Genomic DNA, 26,106 nt, shown 5'->3' on the forward strand with positions numbered 1-26,106 from the left:
TTCGCGAGGTCCTTCAGGGCTCGAGCGTGAACCCGAGGCCCGCCTTTTCGAGGCGGGCCTTCGTCGTTGCGATGGCCAAGGGGCTGCAGTCGAAGCCGATGGCGCGCCGCCCGGCGCGAGCCGCCGCTTCGAGCGTGGTGCCCGAACCGCAGAAGCCGTCGAGCACGAGCTCACCTTCGCGGCTCGACGCGCGAACGATGCGGTCGAGCAGCTTGAGCGGCTTTTGCGTCGGATAGCCCGTGGTCTCGTCGCGAAGCGGCGTGTTCGCCACCATCGACGGGCAGTCGGTCCACACGCTGCCGATGGCGCGGCCCTCGTCGGCGTAGTAGCGATACGCGCGCTTGTTGACCACGCGCTCGCGGTACGCGCGGCCCTCTCCATCGACGGATTTGAAATGCATCGCGAGGCTCGTCTTCGCGAAGGGGGCGCGAAGGGCGGGGTCCTTGCCGTTCCAGGTGAACGCGTCGCTCGGCGCGTAGCAGAGGAGCGTCTGGTGGCCCAGCCCGGGACCGCGCCGCGTCTTCACGCCGTTGCCCGGCACCCAGATGACCTCACCACGAAAGGCATCGCGGCCGAAGACCACGTCCATCACCCGCTTCGCCTCGTGCACCGCCCGCCCGTCGAGGTGAAGCCACACCGTGCCCGTCGGCGCGAGCACCGAGGCGACGGCCCGCAGGCGCTCTTCGAGCCACGCGAGGTACGCGTCGAGCGTGGGCCACTTGTCGACGTAGGCGACGGGGCCCGCTGATTTCCCGGCGGCGCGAAGCTCACCTCGCTGCGTGCGGGCGCGAAACTCCACGCCGACAGCGAAGGGCGGGTCGAGGTAGGCGAGCGCGACGCTCGCGTCGGCCAAGAATTGAGGGACTGCGAGCGAGTCGCTCGCCACGAGACGAATGCTGGCGTCGCCGCGGTTCTCCTCTCTGCGCCTCTTCACGGCTCGCTGGCCCCGGCGCTGGACGCGGCGCCCCAGGAGGCAGGCCGCGCGAGCTCTTGGACGAGGCTCGCGACCTCCAACGCCGAGTCCCCGGGCGTCGCCGGCGCGAGCCAGGCCCGAACCGGGCCCGATGGGATGCAGCCACGAAGGACCTCTTCGGCGTCGCAGGCCGTGCGCACGTGAAAGTGGTCGTCGTGCTCGCCGCCGGGACTGGGCTGCACGAGCACGGAGAGCGCGCGGTACACGAGCTCGTCGGGCTCGCCGCGCGCGACGGCCCAGTCGAGCAACATCGCGCGAACGCGCCGGCTGGCGAAGACGAATTGCACCCGCGCCTCGTCGTCCGAGAGCAACGCGCGGAGCAAGAGCCATTGACGGGCCACGTCGAAGCGCAAGAAGCGCTTGCCGCGCTCGTCCCACGCGAGGCCGTCCTCGCGTACGTGCACGAAACCAGGGCTGGTGACGGGCGCGCCGTCGAGCGTCGTTAGGTAGAGCAGGATGTCCGCGTCGCGGCCGCTCCGATGAGAGAGGTGCGGCAAGAGAACACCGCCGGTCGGTGCCGAGAGATCGCCGAGGACGAGCACCGCGCCGGGCCGCGCGCGAGCCACGTGATCGGCGGCGCGCGTGAGGACGGTGGCGAACCGCGGGGTCGCGTAGCGGCGATCGTTCTTGCGCAGGAAGCGCAGATGAGCCGACTCCTCCACGCGTTCGCCTCCGACGAGGACGCCGCGGTGCGGAAGTCCGACGGACCCGGCGAGGCCGGGCCGAAGGGGCGTCGGCGCGTGACTGCAGCCCGCTTGCAGCGACGCCAGCAGAAGCCCCGCTGACAAGCGCCGCCTCCGGCCGGAGCGAAGCGCGGCAGCGGCGAGAAGGACCGCCCCAAAGGTGAGGACTGGAGCCGTCGCGGGCGAGCGAGCCGTGCCTACCGACCCGAGGGCGCAGCCGCCGCCTGGCGCGAGCGGCAGCGGGGCCGTCGCGGTCGGTGCAGCGGCGTCGGTCGTCGTTTGCAGGGGCGCCGCGACGCAGTTGCCGATGTCGGCGCCCGACGCGTCGCAGACGGCCCCGTTGGGGCAGGGGACACCCGCGGCGCGGCAGCCGGGCGCGCACTCGCCGCCGCGGCAAACGCGCGCGCCCATGCCCTGACAGTCGACGTCGCTGGCGCAGCCGCAGCTTCCGCCGGAGAGGCAACGCGCGCCACTCTCGGCGCTGCGACATGCGGCGCTCCGCTCCGGTGAGCACTGGACGCAGCGCCCGTACGCGGCCCGCGCCATCGAGCGCTCGCAGACGCGGCCGCCGCACGGGGCGTCGTCGACGCACTCGACGCACGAGCCGGCCAGTGGATCGCAGACGAGAAACGGTGCGCTCGTGCACTCGGCGTCCGCGGAGCACAGAGCGAGCGCCGGCGCCGCCCGGAGCGTTGCGGCAAGGACGGCGGCAAACGCGATGACAAGACTCCTCCGCGAACTCATGGCTCCGGCTTCAAGAACGAGACGATGCGGGCCTCGATGGTACGCGCCGCCTCCGGCGCTTGGTAAGACTCGGCGAGGGCGATCTTGCCGTCAGCTCGGGTCAGGTAGCCAAGGTCGAGGAACGCCTCAAGAGCATTTTCCACGAGCGGTCGGCTGATGGCTTCGCGGAGCTCAAGTTCGCCCTTGAGGAACATTTTGTCGCCGAGCGTGAGCGCGCGACGGCCAATCTCCTTTGTGCTCTGGCCACCCCGCTCGGCGAGCGCGACGGCGCGCGCGGCGAGGCGGTATCCCTCGAGGAAGGACTGAATCATGCGGCCGTAGAGCAAGAGCCGCGCTTGGCTATCGGCAGGGCCCGGCGCGATCAGGTTGCCTGCGACGGCGAGGTCACCGGCGCGAACCATCGAAGCGAGCGTGTCGTCAAAGATTTTGTCGAAGTTGGCGTCCGCGCGGAACTGAAACTCGTGCTTCAAGAGGCGCGAGAGGAATCGAACGCGCTCGCGCACGACGTCGACGGCGGTCGGCGGAGCCTCGCGGCCGACGGCGCCAAGGGCCCAGGTGATCAAGGCTTCGGAGACGAGGAAGTGCACGACGCCGTTCTTGGCGAGCTCAAGCGAGAGGCGGCCTTCGTCTTTGACGACGAAGATCGCCGCGGTGTTCTGCCGCGAGACGGCGACGTAGTCGCGCTCCTTGACCTTCTTGCCCGGGAGCCGCACGTCCACGTGCTTCGCGCGGACGTAGAGCTCGCAGGCTTCACGGATCGCCTCCTCGCGAATGTCGCCGTGCTTCGCCGGGTGCTCGAGGGTCGGAGAAAAACGGGCGCCGTGACCGTGCAGGAGTAGCGCGAGCCGCCGCGACGCCGCCGCGAGCTCGTCGTAGGACACGCCCCGCGACGGGTGCGTCAACATCGCGGCCGCGACGAGGCTGCCGGGGGTCACCGCCGTGACGTCGTTGATCTCGTTCATCACGCGATAGGCGAGACGCGTCACGAGTGCGCGGCGCCGCGCCGGACTGAGGGACGCCGCCTCCGCCGGTAGCGGCGTGCCCATCTCGCGGGCTACCTGGTCGAGCGTGAGAAGGTCGCCGAACTGAACGTTGATGCGGCCGTACCGTCCGATGAGGAGCGCCAGGCTCGAGAGGAGGCCGCGGACGTCCTCCTTGCGCTTCTCGCCGCCCGAGAGCTCGCGCACGAAGGCGTCCTCCTCGACCATGCGCTCGTAGCCGATGGAAATCGGTGCGAAGTACACCTTCCTCGACTCGGCTCCGAGCGCCGCTTCGACGACGATGTTGAGGAGGCCCAGCTTCGGCGAGAGGAGCTTGCCGGTGCGCGAGCGCCCGCCCTCGAGAAAGAACTCGATGGACCAGCCATCGAGGATGAGGCGCCGCATGTACGCGTCGACGACGGCGCCGTAGAGCCGATCGCCCTTGAAGCTGCGCCTTATGAAGAAGGCGCCCCCGTTGCGAAGGATCGCGCCAACGGGGAAGAAGTTGAGGTTGTCCCCGGCGGCGATGAGGGGAAGCTGCACGTGATTCGTGTAAAGGACGTAGGAAAGGACCAGGTAGTCGATGTGCGACTTGTGACTGGGCAAGAGCACGACGACGGCGTCTTTTGCCGTCGCGCGGAGACGCTCGAGGCCGACCTTGTCGTATTCGATGTCCGTGAACATGCGCGCGAAGGTCTGGTCGAAGGCGGCGTCGAGGGCCGCGACCGTCGTCATGTCGAGGTCGGCCTCGAGCTCGCGCAAGATGTCCGTCGCGCGCGTCGCGACGACGCGCTGCTCCAGGGCCCCTTCGCCGGCCATGTCCTTCATGACCTTCTGAAGCTTGGGGCTGCGAAGGACCTCCTCGCGCACGCGCTCGCGGGACTTCTTGCCGGGCCCAAGGACCGACCGACGCTCCCGCTCGAGGCGCCGGAGCAGCACGTACACGAGTCGCCTCACGAGCACGTCGTCGCTCGGGGTCTCGGCGCCCTCCTGCGCGAGGAACGTCTCGAGATCGACGGGCTCTCCGGCGCGGAGCGCGACGTGGCGGTAGTTGGCGAGGAATTGCCCCATCGTGCGGAGACGGCCGGGCCACTCGCGGGAGCCGAGCAGAACGTCCTCGAGGCGGCGCTCGTCTTGGTCTGGGAACTTCGACCAAACAAAGACCTGCGGCACGAGCAGGATCGGGCGTCGGCTCTCGCGCTGGAGCGCGAAGAGCTCTCGCAGGAATGGGTCGCCTTCGCTCTTGCCGCGACGCTGGACGTCGAGGACGCCCGGCGGCCTCTTGAGGAAAAGGACTGCCGACGCGCCCTCGGCGACGGCGCGTCTCAGGTCCGCGACGTTCTCTCCCATGTCTTTCGGAGCGAGCGCTTGCAGCCACCCGCGGCCCATGGGCTCGAGGAGCCAGAGGCCTAGATCGTTGGCGAAACGAACGCGCGGCAGCCGAAGCCGCTTGGTGAGGTGGTCGAGGGCAAAGAAGTCGACGAAGGAGACGCTCCGGAGGACGTAGATGACCGTGCCGTGCGCGTCGGCTTCGCGGACCTTGGCGGCCCACGCCTCGTCGACCTCGATGTGCGCGAAGAAGCGATCGTAGAGCCAACCGAGCAGCGGGTTGGGCTCGTAGGGGTCGAGGCGGCGCGTCATCGGCAGGTCGCGACGAAACAGTGCTGTTGCGCTAGCGTCGCGTGCGGGCCGACGTCATCCGCCGAAGGTGCGCTTCATGACCTCGATGATGCGCTTGGTGGTGTCGGGCTTGAGCCCGGTCTTTTGCCCGTGCGGCCAGACGAAACCGAAGGTCCGAACCTGGTTGCAGGAGAGCGAGACGAGGACGTCGGCGGGCGGCTGGCCGCGTTGGGCGACAGCGACACCAAACTCGGCGTACATGCAGCTCTCGCGTGGCATGTCGAAGTTGGACTCCTTGCCGAGGATGTCCATCATCTCGGCGTGAATGCTCGGGTCTGCCACGTTCACGTTGCCGAGGATGCGGAACTCGTGAAACCGAGCGACCTGCGCCTGAGCCGCGGGCGCCGCGGCCGTGCCTGGGATGAGGCCCGGCGGCAAAAGGCCAGGAGGCAACATCTGCGCGCCGGCTGTGATCCATTGTTGGATTTGGGGCGGGAGCGCGAAGCCCCCCACAGTGGCGCCCGGCGCGGCGGCGGCTTGTGCCGGCGGTTCGAAGTTCTGGAGCCGGAAGACGGTCATCGGCGCCGCGTCTTTCTTCAACGTATCGAAGGGTTGAGCCAGCGTTGCGGCGCAGCCGACGAGCGTCCCAGCGGCGACGGCGGTGAACGATACGAGTCCAAGGAGAAGCTTCATTGGCATCCTCGGAGCGCGGGTGATGTATGGCGCGCTCGCCCTATCAGGCCACGACCATAGCGCGATTTTCCCCCTCGCGTGAACCCCGATGGCGCCGGCGACCCCGATCCGATGCGTGCTAAACTGCCCGGCGGGATGGCGGACTCGCACGCGACCGTGACGTCGATCCCCGAACGGGTGGGGCGATACGAAGTTGTCTTGCCGATCGCGAGCGGCGGGATGGCGACGGTCTACCTTGCTCGCCTTGCCGGGGGCCGTGGCTTCTCGCGCCAAGTGGCGCTGAAGCTGACGCACGCCCATTTGCGCGACAACCCCGAGTTCACGACCGATCTCCTCGAGGAGGCGAAGCTCGCTTCCGGCGTGCGGCACCCGAACGTCGTCCCCGTCCTCGAGGTCGACGAAGACCCGCTCGGGATGTACCTCATCATGGAGTACGTCGAGGGCGAGACCCTCGGCGGCCTCAGGCGCCGCGCGGCCTTGGCACGCAGGCCGCTTCCGCCGGCCGTGGGGCTGCGCATTCTCCTCGACGCGCTCGCGGGGCTTCACGCAGCACACGAGCTGCGTGACGAGCGAGGCGAGCTCGTGAACCTGGTGCACCGCGACGTGTCGCCGCAGAACATCCTCGTGGGCGTCGACGGCACGTCGCGGCTCACCGACTTCGGCATCGCGAAGGCGTCATCACGCCTCGGCCACACGCGACAAGGTCTCGTGAAGGGGAAGATCTCGTACATGGCGCCCGAACAGGCGCGCAGCCTGCCGCTCGACCGTCGCTGCGATGTCTGGGCCGCCGGCGTGATCGCGTGGGAGCTCTTCGCGCAGCGGCGCTTGCACCCCGGCGGTGACGGCGACGTGGGCACGCTCCTCAAGGTCGTATCGGAGCCGCCGGCGCTCCTGCGAACCATCGATCCGAACGTGCCCGAAGAGATCGAGCACATCGTGCACGAGGCCCTCATCATCGATCGCGAGCATCGCACCGACTCGGCGCTGAGCTTTTCGCGCGACTTGATGACAGCCGCGCGACGATGCGGGATGTTGGCCGACCACGCGCAGGTCGCCGCGTTCCTCTCCGAGATCGCAGGGGCCAAGCTCGCCGAGCGCCGCGGTCGCGCCGGCGAAGTGCTCCGTCTTCGCGCGCGCATGGGCGTCCCCGGCAGCTCCAAGGAGAACGACGAGCGGCTCGCGCAGGACATTCGCGACGCTATAAGGCCGCTGGCTGAGATGCTCGAGCCGGAGTCCGACTCGGACATCGAGGCGGCCATTGGGCCGCTGTTGCCCGACACTCGCGTCGCGCCGCTGCTCAGCATGACCGACGGCGATGAGCTCGAGGACGTTCGCCTGCCGGGGCCCCTCGAAGGAACGACCGGCGCTGCGGCGTCGGTCACGTTCCCGAACGAGGAGGGGCCGACGAAGAAGCGTCGCCGACCTTCGGTGAAGGGGTCACCGTGGCTTCTCGGCGGCGCCGGCGTGGCGCTCCTCGTTCTTGGCGTCGCCCTCGGCGCGACGCTGTCGCGGCGCGGTCCTCCGCCTGCGCCCGTGTTGGGCGCGGCCGTGGCGCCGGGCCCGACGCCCCTGGTCCCAACGTCCGCGGCGGTCCCTCCCTCGGAGAAGGCGAGCGCGACACCTCCGAGCGCGCCCATCGCCGCGACGACGACCGCTCCGCCGCAGGCTGGGGCGGAGGCGGGCGCGGCCGCAGAAGAGCCGCGGCTCGCGCCCGGCACGCTGATCGTCCACGCCAACGTCGCGGTCGCTGAGCTCGACGTCGACGGGCGCCCCGTCCGCCTGGCCATCGCCACGAAGGAGCCGCTGCTCGAGCTCGCGCCGGAGGAGCGCGCCCGGACCATACGCCTCACGGCGCGCTCCGCCGACGGCCGGGAGTCGACGCTGGTCGTCTTGCCGGGAGTGGAAGAGATCGCTATCGAGTTTGCGGCGAAGCCGAAGCCGCCGCGGCCGTCGCCTCGGCTGCGCCACTGAAGCGAGGCGCCCCGCCCGAAAATCCGCGCTCCGCCGGGAACGGCGGCGCGAGAAAGCCACCGCGATGTTTCGTGTAAAAAAGATCGATCACGTAGCCGTCTGCGTCGCCGACATCGAGCAAGCGACAGAGCGCTGGAGGGCGGTGCTCGGTCTCGCGGTGCGCGAGCGCGAGGTCGTCGAGTCGCAGCGCACCGAGGCCGCCCTCTTGCCGATCGGCGAGTCGAACCTTGAGCTCATCAGCCCGCGCGGCAACGAGGGGCTCGAGAAGTTCCTCGAGAAGCGGGGGCCCGGCCTTCACCACATCGCCGTCGAGGTCGAGGGGATCGAGGAGGCCCTCGCGACGCTCAAGGCGCTGGGCATCCCGCTCATCGACGAGACGCCTCGCCGTGGCGCACGCGGACACAAGGTCGCGTTCGTTCACCCGAAGGCCACCGGTGGCGTGCTCGTCGAGCTCGTGGAGCCGGAGCACGCAGGCCCGGGCGCCTAACCGCCGACGATGCGCGTCCAGCCAACCAAGCTGGGCGCCGCTTTGGTCTAGCGAATTTTCGTGTCGTTTCGATGGACTGGGTGGTGTACGTTCTAGCCGCGACAACCCCAAGGAGCTCGTGATGCTCAAGCTTCGGAACTGGCTCATGACAGGCGCTGCCTTGTGCGCGCTCTCGTTCGTCTCAGCAGAATCCTTCGCGCAAGCGAAGCCCAAGCCCGCGCCCGCAAAGCCGGCGCCGAAGGGCGCGGCCAAGCCCGACGCCGATCCGCAGAAGCCGAATTTGGCCGAGGCGAAGGCCCGGTACGGAGCCGGCGAGGCGAAGTACAAGGCCGGCGACTTTGCCGGTGCGCTGGTCGAGTTCCAGGCCGCGGACGGCATCAAGGCGACGCCTCAGGCGGCGCGCTACTTGGGTCTCTGCCAAGACAAGCTCGGCAAGCTGCCCGAGGCGGTTTCAGCCTACGAGCGCTTCTTGGCCGATGTGCCCGCGAAGCTTCAGCCGGAAGTCGACGGCATCAAGAAGCGCGTCGAGGAGATCAAGGCAACGCCGGGCAAGGTGCGCATCGAGACCGTGCCCGCGGGCGCTGCGTTCTCCGTCGACGGCAAGCCGGCTCAATCTGCCGCCGAGATCGAGCTCTCGCCGGGCAAGCACGCGCTGACGTTTCGAGCCGAGGGCCGTGAGGCCGCGGAGCGCACCGTCGACGTGACCTTTGCGTCAAAGCAAGACCTCAAGGTCGAGCTCAAGGAGCTGCCGCCGCCGCCGCCCGTGGCGAAGGTCGAGACGCCGCCGCCGGCCCCCGCGACGCCGGCACCGCCGCCGCCGGAGCCGCGTAGCCTCGTCCCGGCGTTCATCACCGGCGGCCTTGCCGTCGCCGCGGCGGGTGTTGGTACGGCCTTCGGGGTCTTGGCCCTCGGCGACAAGAGCGACTTCGACAAGACGCCGTCGGCGGAGAAGGCTGACGACGGCGAGAACCACGCGCTCATCGCGGACATGGCATTCGGTGTCGCCATCACCATGGGCGTGACCAGCGCCGTGTTGTTCCTCACGCGTGACGAACCGGCCGCGACGAAGGCGGCTCGCAACAAGTCCCGCGTGATGCCGGCCGCCACGCGCGGCGGCGGCGGCGCTCTCATCCGCTTCTAAGGCACAGAGGAGTACGTGATGCGTCTTCGCCCCCAGATCGTCGTGAGCCTCGCGCTCGTCACCGTGGCCGCGGGCTGCGAGCTCCTCGTGGACTTCGACCGAAGCAAGGTCGATGGCGGCAGCTTCGACGCTTCCGTCGCCGACGTCGCGGTGACCGATCAGACCAGTCCCCCCGTGGACTCCTCGGCCGGCGGCGACGCGCAGGCGGATGTCGCCGTCGTGGACGGCGGCACCGATGCGGCCGTCACCGCCGACGCCGACGCCAGCGTTCCCCCCGCCGATAGCGGAGTGGATGCGCACGACGCTGCCACCGGAAGCGACGCGTCCGACGCGGCCGTCGTTGACGACGCGGCTGCCGACGCACCTGACGACGCACCGACCGACTGAGTCGGTCGCTAGCGACGAGCCCTCGCCGGGGCGAACCAAAAAGAAAGAAAGGGAGCCGACCCGAAGGTCGACTCCCTTTGTTCTGTGAGCCGCCCAAGCGCGGCCCGACTCACTCCGGGTTGAACGCCTTGGTCGCGGCTGCGTCTTCGGCGCAAGCGACCGCGTTGTCGGCGGCGACCTTGCAGTGCTTCACGTGGGTCTCCCCGCGGGAGCAGCCGAGGACGGCGCGGCAGCTGCCTTCCCAGTAGGTGACGTAGTAGTGGCTGGCAATGCCGCCGCTGGCTGCGGCCGGGGCGGCCGCTCCTTCGGCGGGAGCCGCCGCTGCGGGCGCGCCACCGGCCGGCGGCGCGATCCAAGCAGTGGCGCTTAGGGAGCGCACGGTGGTGCTGCAGCCGAAAGAGCCGAGGGCGAAGAGGGCGACTGCAAACGTCGTGAGGTTGGACGTGTTCATCATCTAGCTCCGCTCAGATCGAGTTCGGCACAACGTTCTCGAGGATGACGGAGTCTTTGCACGCCGTCGTCGAGTTGTTCGCGTCTTGGTTGCAGACGCGAACGTGAACGTTGAAGAGGTTGGTCTTGCTGTCGCCGGAGCCAACGGCCGCGCCAGACTTCTGGATGAAGGTCTGGATGGACTTGTCGGACGACGCGTAGGCGTGGCCGACGAGCACCTTCGGCGGCGCGCAGCCGGCAGCGAGGGGAAGGGCAGCGAGGAGGACGAGAGCGCTTTTTCGCATGGAGTGGTTCCTCGGCTTCATCGGATGTTGGTGCTAGCGCCGTAGCCGCTGGCCTGGGCCTCGGGGCACACCAGGTCGTTCTGGCCACCGCAGAGGCGTTTGCAGGTGAGCTTGTCGCCCTGCTCGGCGCACGAGTAGAAAACGTACTCGTGGCTCGACCAGAAGACGTAAGAGCGCGAGACGGCCACGCGCATCGCCGTGAGGGGCTTGGTGGCGTGATCTTCGAAGCCAACGAGCTCGCGGTGAACGCAGCCGGTTGCGCCAAGGAGGGCGCCGAGGGCGAGGACGGAGACGAGCTTCTTCATGGCAATCATCTCAATCCTCCAGGCTCACGGCCATTGGCCGGCAATCGGCGAGGGTGCCATCGCCGGCAAGGCGGCAGCGAACCACGCCGGTGTCGCCGCCTTGGTAGTAGAGGAATTTGACCTGATCGGCCCGGCTCGTGATGCCTCGGCAGACGCGCGCAGAGGAGCACGCAGTCGACGCGAGGCCGAGAGCCAGGACGAGAAATAGCGAGGATGCTCTCATCGGGGAGCACCCTACGTGAGGCGTCGTTAGCGCCACCATCGCATGACCATGCGACGGTGACGCGCGATGGCTTTCGGTCTTAGGCGTAGCGGCGCTTCTGGCGGGCGCGGAACGTACGCGGGCCGCCGCTGGTCACCGCGCGCGGCGTCGGGCCGTTGCCGGTTGTCTGCGTCACCGTCGGCGCGACGCCCGTCGCCAACGGCATCGGCTGCTCGCGCTGGGTCGGCACGGGGGCCCGCGTCACCGCGGGCGGCGCCGCGTGATGGCGTTCTCCCGTCGCTTCGGCGCGGGGAATGCGCGCCCGCAAGAAGTGCTCGATGTCCGTCAAGAGGCCGCGCTCGGTCTCGTCGCAGAACGCGATGGCGCGGCCGCCCTTGCCGGCACGCCCGGTCCGCCCGATGCGGTGGACGTAGCTCTCGGGAACGTTCGGGAGCTCGTAGTTGACGACGAGCGCGACGTCGTCGACGTCGATGCCTCGCGCCGCGATGTCCGTCGCGACGAGGACCGGCGTCGTGCCGTTCCGGAAGCCGCCGAGGGCGCGCTCGCGGGCACCCTGGGACTTGTTGCCGTGGATGGCTGCGGCGCCGATACCGGCGCGCAGCAGTTGGTCGGCGAGGCGGTTGGCGCCGTGTTTCGTCCGCGTGAAGACGATGACGCGGCCGCGCTCTTCGTCGCGCAGGATGCGCTCGAGCATCGGGCGCTTGTCGTTGCGGGGGACGAGGTAGACCGATTGGCGAACGGTCTCAGCCGTCGTGGCCTTGGGCGTCACGGCGATCTCGACGGGCTTGCGGAGGAGCTCCGACGCAAGGCCGCGGGCCGCCGGCGGCATCGTCGCCGAGAAGAACAGCGTCTGCTTGCGCGCCGGAAGCTTGACGAGGACGCGCTTGACGTCGTGAATGAAGCCCATGTCGAGCATGCGATCGGCTTCGTCGAGGACGAGCGTTTCGATGCCATGGAGCGAGATGACCCCTTGTTGCATGAGGTCGAGCAGCCGGCCCGGCGTGGCGATGAGAATGTCAGGGCGCCGCCGCACGGCGTCTTCTTGGGCGCGTTGGCCGACACCGCCGTAGATCACGGCGTGCTTGAGGTTCAGGTGCTTGCCATAGGCGGCCGTTCGCTCGCCGATCTGCGCCGCTAGCTCGCGCGTGGGCGTGAGCACCAGCGCGCGGACGTGGCCCGCGCGTGGGCTCGCGCTGAGTCGCTGAAGGATCTGCAGGACGAAGGCCGCCGTCTTGCCGGTGCCAGTCTGGGCGCAACACAGGAGATCGGCGCCAGCGATGGCGGGGCCGATGGCCTCACACTGGATGGGCGTCGGGTCGCGGTAGCCTTGGGCCTCGAGGGCTGAGACGAGCGCGGGGATGAGTCCAAGGGCAGAAAAGGGAGAAGGAGAAGTCGTGACGTGCCGAATCGGCGCGCCGGGGGAGGCGATGTTCATCAAAGGGATCGGATTCTTTCTGGTGAGCGGGACACGGCTCGCAAAGCGAGCTCTCGCCGGCCGCTACAGGCGAGTGACGTTCTTCGGTGTACGAGCCTTTTCCCCGCATTTTCGGGGGAGAGCCTCTTCGGCGCCCACCAGCGGCGAGCAAAGCTCAGCGCGCGGACGCTTCGACACACCGTCGACGTGAGCGGCACACTAGCGGGTTCCGTGGAGAATGCAAACGGCACGGTTTTTGGGCGTGCCGGCCACTGCTAGCCGCCGCTAGCCCAAGTCGGCGTAGAGCAGGCTGCCGCCCTCGATGAGATCGACGATGTCGTCCTTCACGTCTTCGTCGAGCACGAAGCAGCCGAGCGAGCGACCCTGCTTGCTTTGCCCCTCGACCACGTAGGTCGCCGAATGAATCACGATGGCGCGGCTGTACATGTTCGAGTTCGTCGGTGACAGGCCGTGGAGGCGCAGCGACCGGCCGTGCGTGCCGTAATACGTGTCCCCCGTGAGCGCGAAGCCCAGCGACGACATGTTGGAGCCCGACACGTTGCCGAAGGTCGTGGCATAGCCGGTCCAGTTCGGATCGCTCATCTTGCCGTGCGCGACGACCTGGGCGCGCACAACGCCGGTCTTCATATCGACGACGAAGAAGCGCTTTTTGCCCGAGTGGGGCGTGAAGTCGACGACGGTGATGAACTTGAGGTTCTTGATCTGCGCCTTGTTGGCGTCGAAGAACAGGACGGCGCGGGCCAGAAGCGACTTCGGCACGAGGTGAGCGGGATCGAGGTGCGCGTACGGACCCGGCGCTGGCGTGTTCGCCGGCGGCGTTCCCGGATCGACGAAGGAGCCTTGGGGAAAGTACTGGCTCGTGGCCGGTGGCGGGGCTGCGCGGTCGCCCTCTTCCGTCGCGTCGTCTTCGGGACCCACGGGCCGCGTGGGCGCCGCCGCCGTGGGGCTAGCGATCTCCGCCGGCTCTTCCGCGGCATCGGAGCACCCCACGAGCAGCGCCGTGAGGGCCAGAACAAGGACGGAAAGGGACTGTCGTGGTCGTGGTCGCGGGGGCGGGGGCGGGAGCATGGAGGTCCTCGTGCGGCTCGGCGCTCGGGAGCGCACAGAAACGAAGGGCCGATGAGACCGGGCCTGGACCGCGTGCCGCGAGTCTCGTGCGCGTCGCCAGGAGCGGCGCCGATTGTCGCCGACGGGAGACGCGGGGTGGGAGGCCATCCCCCCCGTCCCCTTCGTGGCTAGCGCTGCAGCGCGGCGAGCGCCGCAGCGACGGCGTCGGCGTCGGCCGGCAACGTGCGAGGCTCGTTGGCCAGCCGCGTGTCGACACCGGCGAGTCGCCGCTCGTGGTAGCCGAGCTTGAACTCGGTGAACTTGAGGGCGCTGGCCGTCGACACGACGACGACCTTGTCGGCGGCGCGGATGACGTCGCGCGCGCGAAGCTTCTTCACGGCGGCCAAGGCCACGCCGGTGTGCGGGCAGGCATAGAGGCCCGCGCGGTCGGCCTCCGCCGCCGCGTTCGCGAGCTCCGACTCCGTCGCTTCCTCGACGACGCCGTTCATCGCTTCGAGGGCCGCCATGGCGCGGGGCGCGCTGACGGGATTTCCGATCTGAATGGCGCTCGCGAGCGTTCGGCCTGCGGTGACCGGCTCGACGGTCTTGGACCCGTGTTTGAAGGCTCGAAAGAGAGGATTCGCTTCGTGGGCCTGCGCCACCACGAGGCGCGGCATGCGGTCGATGACGCCGAGCTCCTTCATCATGGCGAAGCCCGCGTGAAGCGCCGCCGAGTTGCCCAGGTTGCCGCCCGGCAGAACGACCCAATCGGGGACCTCCCACGAGAGCTGCTGGGCGATCTCGAAGGCGACGGTCTTTTGACCCTCGATGCGGATCGCGTTCATCGAGTTGGCCAGGTAGACGAGCCCGCGGCGCGCGAGCTCTTGAATGACCTTCATGCACCCGTCGAAGTCGGACTCGAGCGCGAGGACCGTGGCGCCGTGGGCGAGCGGCTGAACGAGCTGCGCTGTCGAGACCAGGCCCTTGGGCAAGAGGACGACGACGGGCATCGCCGCGGCGGCGCCGTAGGCGGCGAGCGCCGCGGAGGTGTCGCCGGTGCTCGCGCAAGCGAGGACGGGACTCGCGAGGGCGCCGGTGCGAACGCCGTAGCGCACGGTGCTGACGAGCACGGTCATGCCGAGGTCTTTGAACGAGCCCGTGTGCGAGGTGCCACACTGCTTGAGGCCGAGCCACGCGAGGTCGAGCTCTCGAGCCAGGCGCGTCGCGTGCGTCAAGGGCGTGGCCCCTTCGCCGAGCGTGACGACGTCTCCCGGAGCTAGCTCGGGGTTGACCCACTCGCGCTTGTTCCAGACGCCGGACGCGTCGAGCGGACCTCGGGAGCGAGCGTCAAAGAGAGCGCGCCACTCGGCCCGCTCTTGGACTTGAGGGCGTCCATGTCGTGGGCGACGGCGAGGAGTCCCCCGCAGCGGGGGCAGACGACGTCACGCGTGACGAGGGGGAGGCTACCGGTGCAGCCGGCTCGGCACTCGAGGTGCGCGCGAAAGGGAAGGGTCATGGCGGGGGCGGTACGCAGCGTAGAACACCGCTCGGTGCGGGGCGACAGGGAGTGCTTCGGGGGCAGTCCGAATCGAGGCAACAGACCGAGGAGCAGCGGGCCGTCACGGCGTCGCAGAGGCCCGTGGTGCACTCGTTGTTCGCGCTGCACGCGTCGCCGAAGGACTTGTTGGCGCTCGTGGGGACGCTGCCGATGCAAGCCGTGACGATCGTGTCTTTGGTGAGCGCTGAGCGTGAGGTGTTGACGCAGAGGATCTTCTTGCCGTCGACGGTCCCGCAATCCTCTGCGGAGCTGCAGCAGGGCGCGACGCAATGTTGTTGCCCCTGGTAGAACGCGCACAGGTTCGACGTGCAGTCCTGCGGCGCGCTGCACGAGGCGTGGCGCGCCGCGCTGCCCGGAGGGTCGGCGCAGCCGAAGAAGGCGCGGCCGCCGCTCTCCACGAAGCGACAGGTGGTGCCTCCTAGGCAATCGCCCGACGAGCAACACGTGTCGAGGCACTTTTGGTCTTGGCAGATGCCCGAGCGGCAAGCGCTCGAAACCGTGCACGCGGCGCCGACGTCGGAGAGGCCCAGCGACTTGCTGCGGCCCGCGAGGCCCGGCTCAAGGCAATAGCGCCCGCCGGTGCCGGGTGCGAAGCAGACAAAGCCGAGCGAGCATTGTCCTGACGTGCAGCAGGGCCGGCTGCAGACGCCTTTGCTTCCCTTGATGGCGCCGCCCAACATGCCTGCCGTTGCGCACAAGCCCGATTGACACTCTTGATCGGAGCCACAAGCGGTTCCCAAGGGGAGGTTCGCGGTGGGGTTGATGCATTGCTGCGTTGAGGCGTCGCACGTCTTGGGCGGTGGGCAGTTGGCCTTGGTGCACGCCTGCGCTTCAGGGATGCAGCCGCCGCCGCGGGGGGCGCACACCTCGCCCGCCTTGCAGGCGCGGTCGGCGTTGTCGGCGGTCCCGTCGCAGTCGTCGTCGACGCCGTTGCACGACTCGGGGGCGCCCGGGAAGACGGCCGGGTCGTCGTCGTTGCAATCGAGATCGACGAGCTTGCCGTCTTCGGCGGAGATGCGCCCGCAGAAGGTGATGCCGTCGCCGTCGCGATCGCTCGCTTCGCCGTCGTCGATGCGCCCGTTGCAGTCGTTGTCGCGGCCGTCGCATTGGTCCGTCGATTCGCAGGGAACGCAGCCAGCGCCGTTGCAATACATCCCGCTCGGGCAAGCTGAAAGCTCGGTGCCGCGGCACGTGAAGGCAGGGACCTCGCTGCTGACGATGGCTTGGCAGCCGCCGGCGGGAAATACGAGGAGCGCGAAGAGCGCGGCGCACGCGAGCGCCCAGAGGCCTCGCCCGAGCTGGGACATCCTCGCGGTCGCCACGTTCACCACGCGAAGCCTCCTGGCGCAGCGCGGAGTGACGCGACCGGCACGACCGCAGCCTTTGCTGGGGCCGCCTCTTTGGGCCTGAGGAAATAGAGGAGCGCACACGCGACGCCGCCGACGACGAAGACGCCGAAGCCAACGTCCGCGACGATTGCCTTCCCGTGCGCATCGTCGGCCTTGGCGGCGAGGTCTGAGTAGCTCCCGTCGCGCCCCGTCACGAAGCCCGACTTGGGGCGCGACGCGAGCGCATCGACGCCGAAGATGCTCCCCACGGCGAGACCCGCGACGGCGGCGCCTCCGGCGACGAAGGTCCAGGTGTCGAGCCGACCCATCTTGGGCGGGGCAGGCGTCTCACCCTTGCGCGTGTCGTCGCGCGGAGCGCCGACGAGAGACTTCTTTGCGCCTTCGAGGCGCCGGATGGCGGAGTCGGCGCGGCCACGCTCGGCCTCATCGAGGTCCATGTTGGCGTAGCGCCGCATCCAGCGGAGCGCCTCGTCGATCTTCGAGGCTTCTCGCTGACGACGGCGAGGTTGTAGACGAGATCTTTGGCCTCGGGGTCGAGGCGTTGCGCCGCCTCGAGCTCGGCGAGCGCTTCCTTGTAGCTTCCCTCGCGATAGAGCTCGCGACCGCGCTCGAAGTGCTTGAGGGCGCGCTGGTGGGCGTCGTCGCCTTCGGTGCCCGCGGCGGCTTTCGGTGCGGGCGTCGCCGCACCTTGGGCGCGCGAGGGTCCCCCGGTCGTCAACGTGACGACACAAGCGAAGACGGCGAGGGGCGCGCGGGATCGCATGGACGGCGGGCTTATAACAGAACTTTCCCCGGGAAAGTGCCCCTCCCGTGCGGATCGCGCGCCCTCGCGGGAAGGCCCTGTAAGGTCCCGGGCCTTTGGCCGTTGTTCAGGCGGGGCGGACGAATGCCGCACGCCTCCGCTGGAAAGAAACCGAGGATCTCCGATGAAGACCTGGGCACTTGGCCTTGCTTTGACACTTGTCTCGGCCTCGGCGTTCGCCGACGAGGATGACTCGCGATTTGCCGTGGCCCCGGGCCGGCATCGGCCTCCTCCCGTGGCCGACCTGGACTATGACCCGCCGCCGTTGGCGCGAGAGCCCGAGCGCGTTCGCTCCGCAGCGCGCGTGGCCATTGGCCCCTCTGCGGTGACCACCGGCAAGGGCCTTGGCGTGGGCGTCGGCGGCGCTCTCGACATCGGGAAAGGGTCCGTCGGTGGGCGAATTTCCGCCGCCTGGACCCGCGGCGAGCCGGGCGCGGGCAGCCTCGCCTCCGAGTCGTTCGCACAATACGCCGCGGAGCTCGTCTTGGACCTCCAGAAGCGCGGCCCCGTTCACCCGCTGCTCGGAGTGGGCTTCGGCGTTGTTCACGCGGCGCACGCCCAAGGGTCCGGATATGCGGGCGTCGGGCTTCTGCGCGGCGGCGTCGAGTACGCCCTCGGCTTCGAGGAAACGGACGTCCGCCTCGGGGTCTCAGTGACCGGTGGCCTCGCGGGCCGCCGATCGCGCCATCGAGCCCCTGCGGGCCCACGGCCTTGTGGGCGCCTACGTCGCCATCGGGCTCTGAGCGGCGCGCCAGACGCCGCGCGCCGTTGCGAGGCGGGCCGCCTCGGGACCGTGTACGCTTTCGCGCCGTGGAACCCGACCTCGAGCATTCCCTCGTCGAGCTGGCGCGCCGCGCGCGTCGCGCCGCGCGCCGCCTTGCCCCGGCCAGTCGCGAGAGCCGCGAGGCGGCCGTTCGAGCCCTTGCGGCCCGCGTCGAAGAGGCCACGCCTCGGCTCCTCCAGGCGAACGAGGATGACGTCCGCGCCGCTCACGAACACGGCCTATCGGACGCTCTCATTGACCGACTGCGGCTCGACGAGGGCCGCGTCGGCGCCATCGCCAAGAGCATCCTCGAGATCGCGGCACTGCCCGACCCGCTGTGACAGACCATCGACGAAACGGAGCGTCCCAATGGTCTCCGTGTCCGGCGTGTTCGCGTTCCCATCGGCGTCATCGCGATGGTCTACGAGTCGCGTCCCAACGTGACCGTCGAGGCCAGCGCGCTCGCGATCAAGTCGGGCAACGCCATCGTGCTTCGCGGGGGCTCCGAGGCGTTGCGCTCGAACCGTGTCTTTGCGGAAGCGGCGGCGCTCGCTCTCGCTGACGCGGGCCTGCCCAAGGACGCCGTGCAGCTCGTTCCCACGACCGACCGCGAGGCCATCCGGGTCCTCTTGTCGCAAACCGAATCCATCGATCTTGCCATTCCCCGCGGTGGCGAAGCGCTCATCCGCCACGTGACCGAGGTGGCCCGCGTGCCCGTGATCCAGCACTGGAAGGGCGTGTGTCATCTCTACCTCGACGAGGGCTGCGACGCTGAGATGGCCGCGCGCCTCACCTTCGACGGCAAGCTGTCGCGTCCCGGCGTGTGCAACGCCCTCGAGTGTTTGCTCGTTCATCGCGCACACGCGCAGCGCGGCGGCTGGTTTGGGGAACTCCTGCGTACGCTCACGGAGCGCGGTTGCGAGGTCCGCGGCTGCGAGGAGACGCGGGGCGTTTTCCCCGGCGCAAAGCCCGCCGAGGAGGACGATTGGGGCCGCGAGTTTCTCGCGCCCGTCCTCGCGGTCCGCGTCGTTGCCTCGCTCGACGACGCCATGGAGCACATCGCTCGTTATGGCTCGGGCCATACGGAGGCCATCTGCACGAGTGTCGCGGCGCACGCCGAGCGGTTTCGTCACGAAATCGACGCCGCTTGCGTCGTGGTGAACGCCTCGACGCGGTTCCACGACGGCGGTGAGCTCGGGCTTGGGGCCGAGCTAGGCATCGCCACCAGCCGCCTCCATTGGCGCGGCGCCATGGGCCTGCTCGCGCTCACGACCATGAAGTGGATCGTGGACGGAGCGGGCCAAACGAGGCATTGAGGGGTTCTACAGACACGGTTCAATAGAGACGGGGCAGCGCATTGCCCCTCGAGGGAGACCAACTTGGCAAGCACGAAGCGAACGAACGGCGACTCGAAGCGCAAGGGACAACGCAGCACGGAGCGCAACGAGAGGCCGCGCATCAAGAGCTCGCACGCGGGCGCGCCGCAAACGGCCGCGAAGTCGGCGAAGCCTAAGCCCAAGGGGCGCGCCCAAGCCCAAAAGGTGGTGGGCGAGGTGACTCGTTCTGCGCGACTCGGCGACTCGGCGCCGCGCCGCGAGCCGGAGCGCCGCGAGCCGAAGAAGAAGGGCACGCGAGCGACGGAGATCGTGAGCACCGCGAGCGACGCGGCGCGCGAGCTGTCGATTCAGGTGGCCATCGCGGCGCTCGAAAAGAAGGCTGTTGGCCTGGAGATCCTCGATGTGGCGGGTCGCGTCGACTACGCCGACTTCCTGGTGCTCATGTCGGGCCGGAGCGATCGCCACGTCATCGCGCTGGCGCAATCGATCGAAGAAGCGCTGAAGAAGCACGGCCAGCGTCCGCTCGCCGTCGAGGGCCTCCCGCACGCGACGTGGGTCCTCATCGACTACGGCGACGTGGTCGTCCACGTCTTCCAGGAGGATCGCCGGCACCTCTACAACCTCGAGGGCCTGTGGATGGACGCGCGACGCATTCCGCTTCCTGCGGAAGAGGGCGCGCCACCGAGCTGAGGTTCACGTAGGCAAGCGCGCCCGCAAGGGCGCAGTTCAGCGCTCGAAGAGGCCGGTCTTTCGCCAATCCTTCGCGTGGGCGCACCGGAGGTATTCGTCGAGATCGAGCTTCGCGCGCGCCGAGCGGCTGGTCATCGTCCGCACCGTGCCGAAGATGGGCCGCTCGGGCCACGGCCGGTCGTGAAGGCCGAAGCACCACCCGATGTTGGTGTAGCCGTCGGGGTCGCGCCCATCGAGCGCCCACTTGTCATTCAGATGAACGAGCAGGCGATGCGCTTCCCGGGGGGTCTCGGTCCACGTAAGGACGAGCTTGCCCCATAACATGCGAACGTAGTTGTGGATGATGCCGCGGGTGCGAAGCTCGAGCTGCGCCGCGTTCCAGACCTCGTCGGGTGACTCGGCGCGTTCGAGCGCGGCGGCGTCAACGAGCGATGGGCGCGCGTCGACGGCGTGCTTCTGCAGGGTGTCGCGCGCCCAATTGGGGAGCTCGTCGAAGCTCTGGTGCCTCGGGTTCTCACGCGCGAAGTTGAACGCCAGCGTGCGGCGCACCAAGAGCTGCTCCAAGAAGGCGTCGATGGATTCGGCGGGGACGTCACGCCGGTCCGCTGCGGCGCGCGCCGCGAGCGCCACCTTGCGCGCGGAGATCATGCCGAAGTGCAGGTAGGGCGAGAGATGGCTCGTGGCGTCGCGCGACGGTTCGTTGCGGTCTGTCGCATAACCGTCGAGGCGATTCGCCAGGAACGCCGTGAGGCGCCCCTCGGCCTTGGCGGCGCCACCAGGAAATTCCGCCACCGGCGGGACGTCGTGGTCGATGGGGCACGCCAAAACGAGCGAGGCGATGTCGGCCGTGGAGAAGTCGATGGGCGCGAAGGGCAGGTCGAGCTCGCGCAGGGGACTCACGCGCGCCTCTGGGTCGGCATGCGGCTTTAGGTAGGTCGGCAGGAGCCGATGCACCTTTGGACGGATGGTTCGCGCGGCGTACTCCTGCTTCGGGAAGAGTGCGAGCGGCACTACGGAGTTGTCGTCGACGGTGACGTAGGGCGCATGGCTCTTTGCCGCGGCGCTGTTGTTGTGCGCATCCAGGAAGGTCGGGCTGTCGTCAGACACGACGAGCGCTGCGCGCTGCGAGAGGCGGGCGACCATGCCGCGCGCCTCTTCGCGGGAGCGAGGCAGGAAGAACGCGTAGGCGATTCCGCGCTCCTGGAGCACCCGAGCTGTCTCGCGCGCGCCCTCGAGGACGAAGGTGTGGAAGCGGTCGCTCGCGTAGGGGTAGTCGGGCCGGATGGACTCGTAGACGAGGCAGGGGAGGCGCCGCTCGTTCGCCATCTCGATGGCGTAGGCGAGCGCGAGGTTGTCCGTGGGGCGGCGATAGGCCTGGCAAAAGTAGAGAACGTAGGCGGGACGCGCGGGGGCTGGCCGTGACGCCAGCAAGCGAAGGCGTGGATCGGCGTCGCGGAGGATAGGCATCGATCGAAGTGGTTTGGGGCGTCTCGAGTTCTCGGAGAAGGGGCGAGCGATTTCTGCCGCTTCTCCTCACAGGTGCGCCCGCGATTGCGTGGTGTCTCCGCCCGAACTATGGCCTCGGGGCGCGATGGTATCGCGCTCCTTGGAGAAGCTCACCGATGACCGTCGCCCACTACGTCTTGGCCTCCGCCGCGCTCACGCTCGCGCAACTGGTCGCTGCCAGCATGTTGCGAGCCAAGGCGTGGACGCCCTCCGGCCTCAAGCTCGCCTTCGGAAATCGCGAGACCATGCCCCCGGTCGGTGCGCTCGCGGGACGCGCCGACCGGGCGGCCAAGAACATGCTCGAGAACATGGTGCTGCTTCTCGCCGTCGTGGTGGCCGCAGCGCAGAGCGCCAGCTCGCCCTCGCGACTCGCGCTAGGTTCCGCGATCTTCTTTTGGGCCCGCCTTGCCTATGTGCCGCTCTATTTGGCTGGCGTGCAATACGCGCGCACGCTCGCCTGGGCGGTGGCCCTAGCCGGGATCGGCTGGGCAGCTTGCGGCGCGCTCTAACCGAGCGTGGTCGTCAATCGGTTGAAGAAGCGTCGGTCTTGGGCTTCCGCGCCACGACGAACGCGACGCCGATGGAGATGAAGTAGAGGCCGATCAGGATGCCGCTCACGAGCATTTGGCTCATGATCTCGGGCCCCGGACTCGCGATCGCGCCGACCACGAACGACAGAATGACGGCCCACCGACTGAACTTGACGAGCTGCCTTGGCGTCACGATTCCGGCGAACGCAAGGAAAGAGATGAACAGCGGCAGCTCGAAGATGAAGCCGAACGCCAGAATCATGCGCGTATAGAAATCGAGGTAAAACTCGAGCGTGGGCCTTTGCGTGAGGACGGTTCCCGTTTGCGTGACGGGCCCGAGAAGCGAGAAGAAGTAGTTGAACGTGATCGGGAACGCGATGAAGTAGGCCACCAGGACGCCCGACGTGAAGAGCGTCGTGGAGAAGAAGACGAACGGGATGATGAAGCGCTTCTCGCGCGAGTAGAGGCCCGGGCTAATGAACGACCAGAGTTGGTAGAAGATGACCGGCATCGACAGAATGATGCCCGCCGTGATCGACAGCTGCATGTACCCGACGAAGACGTCAGCCGGCGACAGCGTCTGAAGCTCCGGCACCCCGGGAAGTTGGCGCGCGTGCCAGGCCTTCTCGTAGGGACCCACGAGCAGTCCCAAGAGGCGCTCGCGGTAATTCCAGCACGCGACCGTGGTGACGCCGAGCACGAGACCCGCCCGCACGACGCGAGCGCGCAGTTCGCCGAGGTGCTCCCAGATCGTCATCTTGAGATCGGCCTCAGGCTCCACGCCGGCCGTCTCGGGAAGCTGCTTCTCCGGCTCGCTCATGGCTCGATGTCCTTCACGGCGCCGGTGCCGGCGGAGGTCGAGGTCGGGGTCGGGGTCGAGGTCGGGGTCGAGGTCGGGGTCGGGGTCGAGGTCGAGGTCGAGGTCGAGGTCGAGGTCGAGGTCGAGGTCGGGGTCGGGGTCGAGGTCGAGGTCGAGGTCGGGGTCGAGGTCGAGGTCGAGGTCGAGGTCGAGGTCGAGGTCGAGGTCGAGGTCGAGGTCGGGGTCGAGGTCGGGGTCGAGGTCGGGGTCGAGGTCGAGGTCGAGGTCGCGTCCTCGGGAGTCGGCGCCGGTTCCGGTGCCGCGACGACGCCGTTCTCGTCCCCCGTCATGTAGAGCGCGTCGAGCGCCAAGGGCGACTTCGGCAAGAGGTCTGCGTAGACGACGGCCGTGTCGGGCATGGCTTGGTACGAGTCGGCGCCCTCGCGCGGGTATTCGCGGTGCCGGATGCTCAGGGCCGAAATATCCTGGTACGGATCATCCGCCGTCAACGTGGCGGGCGCGGAGGACGCCACCGGGGCATCGTCCCTTATCGTCGCGGCGGAGCGAATTCCGTCGAGCTCGCCGCGGGCGAGCTTGCGAATTTCCTGGAGGTCGTCGGCGAGGCCCTCGCTGTGCAGCACGTCGTCGATGCCGCTCTGCACGCGGAGGTCGAGCGCCATGCGCCGCAGCTTTCCGGCCCACTGGCCAGCCGTTCGGAGCACCCTCGGTAGGTCCTTCGGGCCGATCATCACGATGGCCACGATGATCACGAGCACCAGCTCGCCGAAGCCCATTCCGAACATCGACGCCCAACCTATCACGCCGCCACGCTGCGCGGGGCTCGCCGAGGGCCGCGCGCGGCACCAGTCGCACCGGTCGCGCCGCGGCCCCGGGTGGGCTATGAGCAGGACATGCTGGCCATTCAGGGCTATTCGGCCGACGATCTCGTAGCCGCGCTCGAGGTCCCGCTGGCCGAGGCGCGGCGCCTCGTCTCGCACGTGCGCCGTGGCGGTGATCTCGCTGGCCCCGTCGATCAGGTGCGGCGCACGACGCTGGAGCGACTGCGCGGCCTCGCGTGCGTTCCGACGCTGAGCGTCGTGGACGAAGAGCGGAGCGCGCTCGATCCGTTCCGCAAGCTCGTCCTCGCGCTCGCCGGCGGCGAGCGCATCGAGACGGTGCGCATTCCCCTCGAGAAGCCCGGGCGCTTCTCCGTGTGCGTGAGCTCTCAGGTGGGCTGCGCCCTCGGTTGCACCTTCTGCGCGACGGGGCGCCTTGGCCTGAAGAAGAACCTCGAGAGCTGGGAGATCGTCGAGCAGGTGCGCCTCGTAGCGGCCACGCTCGGTCCCGGACAGCGGGTCCACGGCGTCGTCTTCCAGGGCATGGGCGAGCCGATGGCCAACCTCGACCGCGTCCTCCAGGCCATTCGCGCGCTCCGCGACCCGTCGGGGCTGGCCGTCGACACGCGCGCCATCACAGTGTGCACTTCGGGGCTGCCGACGGGCATTCGTCGCCTCGCGACCGAGATGCCCAAGGTGCGCCTGGGCCTGTCGCTCGGGACCGCCGTGCGCGCCAAGCGGCGCTCGCTCATGCCCATCGACGTCGCCCATCCGCTCGACGAGGTGCTCAAAGCGGCCGCGGAGCACGCCGCCCGAACGGGGATGTCGCCCATGTTCGCGGTGACGCTCCTCTCGGGCGTCAACGATGGCGTTGAAGACGCCGACGCGCTCTCCGAGGTCATTCACAGCTTCGCGAAGGCGACGGGGCACCGGCCGCGCTTGAGCATCATCCCGTACAACGCCATCGGCGGCGATGAGCCCTACGTGCGCAGCGCTGCCGAGCGCGAAGACGCGTTCCGCGAGCGCCTGCGGGAGCGCGGCGTCTTCTCGCACAAGCGCTACAGCGGCGGCTCCGACGTCGGCGCCGCCTGCGGTCAGCTCGCGGGTCGCGTCACGGCGTGAGCGGGCTCTCAGGCTCGGCAGCTACCGCCCGAGGGCGCGCTTGACGTCATCGGGGATAAGGTCCGACGGGAGCTTTAGCTGCGTCACGATCTTCTCGAGCTTCGCGCGCTCGTCTTCCGTCAGCACGCCATCGGCCATGGCCTTGTTCCACTCGTCCTTGAGGAAGGCGCCAAAGACGCTCCGCACGTCGTCGAGGGTGAGCTTTCCGAGCCCATAGAGCTGCTTCAACTCCGCTTGCTCGTGGGGCTCGAGAATTCCGTTGTCGAAGGCCTGCTTGAGTCGCTCGTAGAGGACCGTGCGGAGCTCGCTCATGCGCGCGAGTGTATCCGTCACCCCGTGCCTTGTGAAAGACTCACGGCGGTGAGCGCATTCCTCGTTGGCGCGGTCATCGGCGCGTTCTTTGTCACGCCGCTGGTGGTCTTCTATTTCCTCTTCTTACGGTGGTGCGACCGCTTCGAGCCGGAGCCTCTGTGGCTCCTCGGGCTCGCCTTCGCGTGGGGGGCTGTCTTCGCCACGCTCTTCGGCGGCCTCTCGAGCGCGGTCGGCGAGGGCGCCGTCGGGGCGGCGCTCGGTCTGAAGGCCGGGCACCCGATCATGCAAGCCATTGGCGCGACGGTCTTCGCGCCGGTCTTCGAGGAGGGCTTCAAGGCCATCGGGGTCCTGGTGGTGGCGCTCATCAGCGCCCTTGGCTTGAAAGAGTTCGACGGTGCCCTCGATGGCGCCATCTACGGTGGCGTTGTGGGGCTCGGCTTCACGCTCACCGAAGACATCCTCTACGTCGCGAATCAGTTCACGAAGGAAGGGTTGGGCGGGCTCATTGGCCTGTGGTTCTTGCGCACCGTGCTCCTGGGCCTGTCGTACTGCACGTTCACAGCGTGCACCGGGCTCGCCGTCGGCATCGCCGCGGAGCGCGGCACCGTCGCGAAGATCATCCTGCCGCCGCTAGGGCTTGCCGCCGCCATGGCCATGCACGCGATGCACAACGGCTTGCCTACGTTTTTTGGTAGCGGCGGCGCTGCCGTCATGATCCTCATTTCTTGGGTCATCGACCTTGGCTTCTTCGCGTTGCTCGCGCTCCTCGTGATGCGCGATCGCGCCACCGTCATTCGTGAGCTCTCGGGCGAGCTGGGCGCCCTCTTGCGACCGCAAGAGCTCGCGCTTGTCGCGTCGTATGTGAACCTTGGCTCGCGGAACCTGTCGGTCTTGTTCTCACGCGGCTTTCGCGCGTACCGGAGCCGGCGCGACAAGCAGCTCGCGCTCGTCGATTTGGCCTTCGTGAAGATGCGCCGTCGCCGCGGCGAATCGGGTCGCGAGCTCGACGCGAAGGAGACGCGCCTCCGGGGCGCCATCAGCCAGATGAACGCCCAGGGGATCGTCTTGGATTGACGAGC

Annotated in this window: 24 protein-coding genes and 2 pseudogenes; 9 read left to right on the forward strand and 17 right to left on the reverse strand. The window is 68.8% G+C overall.

Annotation, left to right across the window (positions count from 1 at the left end; all coding sequences use genetic code 11):
• Positions 1–13: 13 nt before the first annotated feature.
• Genes IPG50_32200 through IPG50_32215 form a run of 4 tightly spaced genes read right to left on the reverse strand, consistent with a single transcriptional unit; the run spans position 14 to position 5,693 of the window.
• Positions 14–934 (reverse strand): site-specific DNA-methyltransferase, encoded by a 921-nt coding sequence (locus tag IPG50_32200; protein ID MBK6696818.1) that lies wholly within the window; start codon positions 932–934, stop codon positions 14–16.
• Positions 931–2,400, reverse strand: coding sequence for a penicillin-insensitive murein endopeptidase (locus tag IPG50_32205; GenBank protein MBK6696819.1), 1,470 nt, complete (start codon positions 2,398–2,400; stop codon positions 931–933). Before IPG50_32205 ends, IPG50_32200 begins: the two co-directional genes overlap by 4 nt.
• Positions 2,397–5,021 (reverse strand): 1-acyl-sn-glycerol-3-phosphate acyltransferase, encoded by a 2,625-nt coding sequence (locus IPG50_32210; protein MBK6696820.1) that lies wholly within the window; start codon positions 5,019–5,021, stop codon positions 2,397–2,399. Before IPG50_32210 ends, IPG50_32205 begins: the two co-directional genes overlap by 4 nt.
• Before the next feature lie 54 nt (positions 5,022–5,075).
• Positions 5,076–5,693, reverse strand: coding sequence for a hypothetical protein (locus IPG50_32215; protein MBK6696821.1), 618 nt, complete (start codon positions 5,691–5,693; stop codon positions 5,076–5,078).
• 111 nt (positions 5,694–5,804) lie between these two features.
• Here IPG50_32215 and IPG50_32220 point away from each other — a divergent pair, with 111 nt between their 5' ends.
• The 4 genes from IPG50_32220 to IPG50_32235 all read left to right on the forward strand — a co-directional run bounded on the left by IPG50_32220 (position 5,805) and on the right by IPG50_32235 (position 9,679).
• The gene (locus IPG50_32220; GenBank protein ID MBK6696822.1) at positions 5,805–7,664 is read left to right on the forward strand and encodes a protein kinase; all 1,860 of its coding nucleotides are present in this window, start codon (positions 5,805–5,807) and stop codon (positions 7,662–7,664) included.
• Positions 7,665–7,728: 64 nt separating this feature from the next.
• Positions 7,729–8,151, forward strand: coding sequence for a methylmalonyl-CoA epimerase (mce, locus tag IPG50_32225; protein ID MBK6696823.1), 423 nt, complete (start codon positions 7,729–7,731; stop codon positions 8,149–8,151).
• Between the two features lie 121 nt (positions 8,152–8,272).
• A complete protein-coding gene (locus IPG50_32230) occupies positions 8,273–9,292 on the forward strand; it encodes a PEGA domain-containing protein (protein ID MBK6696824.1) in 1,020 nt (339 codons plus the stop codon).
• An 18-nt stretch (positions 9,293–9,310) separates the two neighbouring features.
• Positions 9,311–9,679, forward strand: coding sequence for a hypothetical protein (locus IPG50_32235; protein MBK6696825.1), 369 nt, complete (start codon positions 9,311–9,313; stop codon positions 9,677–9,679).
• 109 nt (positions 9,680–9,788) lie between these two features.
• Here the strand turns inward: IPG50_32235 and IPG50_32240 are convergent, their stop codons facing one another.
• The 9 genes and pseudogenes from IPG50_32240 to IPG50_32280 form a co-directional block, all read right to left on the reverse strand.
• On the reverse strand, positions 9,789–10,133 hold the full coding sequence (locus IPG50_32240; protein ID MBK6696826.1) for a hypothetical protein: 345 nt from the start codon (positions 10,131–10,133) through the stop codon (positions 9,789–9,791).
• Positions 10,134–10,143: 10 nt separating this feature from the next.
• Positions 10,144–10,413 carry a hypothetical protein gene (locus IPG50_32245; protein MBK6696827.1) on the reverse strand — a complete coding sequence of 90 codons (270 nt, stop codon included), beginning with the start codon at positions 10,411–10,413 and terminating at the stop codon, positions 10,144–10,146.
• Between the two features lie 17 nt (positions 10,414–10,430).
• The gene (locus IPG50_32250) at positions 10,431–10,718 is read right to left on the reverse strand and encodes a hypothetical protein (protein MBK6696828.1); all 288 of its coding nucleotides are present in this window, start codon (positions 10,716–10,718) and stop codon (positions 10,431–10,433) included.
• Between the two features lie 10 nt (positions 10,719–10,728).
• Complete coding sequence (locus IPG50_32255; protein ID MBK6696829.1) at positions 10,729–10,941, reverse strand: hypothetical protein; 213 nt, start codon at positions 10,939–10,941, stop codon at positions 10,729–10,731.
• Positions 10,942–11,020: 79 nt separating this feature from the next.
• A complete protein-coding gene (locus tag IPG50_32260) occupies positions 11,021–12,376 on the reverse strand; it encodes a DEAD/DEAH box helicase (protein MBK6696830.1) in 1,356 nt (451 codons plus the stop codon).
• Positions 12,377–12,640: 264 nt separating this feature from the next.
• Positions 12,641–13,444, reverse strand: a complete 804-nt coding sequence (locus IPG50_32265) for a murein L,D-transpeptidase catalytic domain family protein (GenBank protein MBK6696831.1) — start codon at positions 13,442–13,444, stop codon at positions 12,641–12,643.
• A gap of 167 nt (positions 13,445–13,611) precedes the next feature.
• Positions 13,612–14,939 (reverse strand): annotated as a pseudogene (gene thrC, locus IPG50_32270) (threonine synthase).
• Positions 14,936–16,309: a putative metal-binding motif-containing protein gene (locus IPG50_32275; protein MBK6696832.1), complete on the reverse strand. Its 1,374-nt coding sequence runs from the start codon at positions 16,307–16,309 to the stop codon at positions 14,936–14,938. The pseudogene thrC and the gene IPG50_32275 overlap by 4 nt, the downstream one beginning before the upstream one ends.
• The gene (locus IPG50_32280) at positions 16,306–16,785 is read right to left on the reverse strand and encodes a hypothetical protein (GenBank protein MBK6696833.1); all 480 of its coding nucleotides are present in this window, start codon (positions 16,783–16,785) and stop codon (positions 16,306–16,308) included. The genes IPG50_32275 and IPG50_32280 overlap by 4 nt, the downstream gene beginning before the upstream one ends.
• 1,157 nt (positions 16,786–17,942) lie before the next feature.
• Here IPG50_32280 and IPG50_32285 point away from each other — a divergent pair.
• Positions 17,943–19,211: pseudogene (locus IPG50_32285) on the forward strand (glutamate-5-semialdehyde dehydrogenase).
• A 327-nt stretch (positions 19,212–19,538) separates the two neighbouring features.
• Complete coding sequence (gene rsfS, locus IPG50_32290) at positions 19,539–19,922, forward strand: ribosome silencing factor (GenBank protein ID MBK6696834.1); 384 nt, start codon at positions 19,539–19,541, stop codon at positions 19,920–19,922.
• Positions 19,923–19,958: 36 nt separating this feature from the next.
• Here the strand turns inward: rsfS and IPG50_32295 are convergent, their stop codons facing one another.
• Positions 19,959–21,389, reverse strand: a complete 1,431-nt coding sequence (locus tag IPG50_32295; GenBank protein ID MBK6696835.1) for a deoxyribodipyrimidine photo-lyase — start codon at positions 21,387–21,389, stop codon at positions 19,959–19,961.
• A gap of 155 nt (positions 21,390–21,544) precedes the next feature.
• Between IPG50_32295 and IPG50_32300 the strand changes: the two genes are divergently transcribed.
• Positions 21,545–21,937, forward strand: a complete 393-nt coding sequence (locus IPG50_32300; protein MBK6696836.1) for an MAPEG family protein — start codon at positions 21,545–21,547, stop codon at positions 21,935–21,937.
• Between the two features lie 13 nt (positions 21,938–21,950).
• Here IPG50_32300 and tatC read toward each other — a convergent pair whose 3' ends face one another.
• The gene (gene tatC / locus IPG50_32305; GenBank protein MBK6696837.1) at positions 21,951–22,778 is read right to left on the reverse strand and encodes a twin-arginine translocase subunit TatC; all 828 of its coding nucleotides are present in this window, start codon (positions 22,776–22,778) and stop codon (positions 21,951–21,953) included.
• Positions 22,775–23,560 carry a twin-arginine translocase subunit TatB gene (tatB, locus tag IPG50_32310; protein ID MBK6696838.1) on the reverse strand — a complete coding sequence of 262 codons (786 nt, stop codon included), beginning with the start codon at positions 23,558–23,560 and terminating at the stop codon, positions 22,775–22,777. The genes tatC and tatB overlap by 4 nt, the downstream gene beginning before the upstream one ends.
• Before the next feature lie 108 nt (positions 23,561–23,668).
• Between tatB and IPG50_32315 the strand changes: the two genes are divergently transcribed.
• The gene (locus IPG50_32315) at positions 23,669–24,715 is read left to right on the forward strand and encodes a 23S rRNA (adenine(2503)-C(2))-methyltransferase RlmN (protein MBK6696839.1); all 1,047 of its coding nucleotides are present in this window, start codon (positions 23,669–23,671) and stop codon (positions 24,713–24,715) included.
• Positions 24,716–24,736: 21 nt separating this feature from the next.
• Here IPG50_32315 and IPG50_32320 read toward each other — a convergent pair whose 3' ends face one another.
• On the reverse strand, positions 24,737–25,027 hold the full coding sequence (locus IPG50_32320) for a hypothetical protein (GenBank protein ID MBK6696840.1): 291 nt from the start codon (positions 25,025–25,027) through the stop codon (positions 24,737–24,739).
• Positions 25,028–25,075: 48 nt separating this feature from the next.
• On the opposite strand from IPG50_32320, the gene IPG50_32325 reads away from it, so the two are divergent.
• Positions 25,076–26,101 (forward strand): PrsW family intramembrane metalloprotease, encoded by a 1,026-nt coding sequence (locus IPG50_32325; GenBank protein MBK6696841.1) that lies wholly within the window; start codon positions 25,076–25,078, stop codon positions 26,099–26,101.
• Positions 26,102–26,106 lie beyond the last annotated feature (5 nt).

The organism is Myxococcales bacterium, assembly GCA_016703425.1.
Taxonomy (GTDB): domain Bacteria; phylum Myxococcota_A; class Polyangia; order Polyangiales; family Polyangiaceae; genus JADJCA01.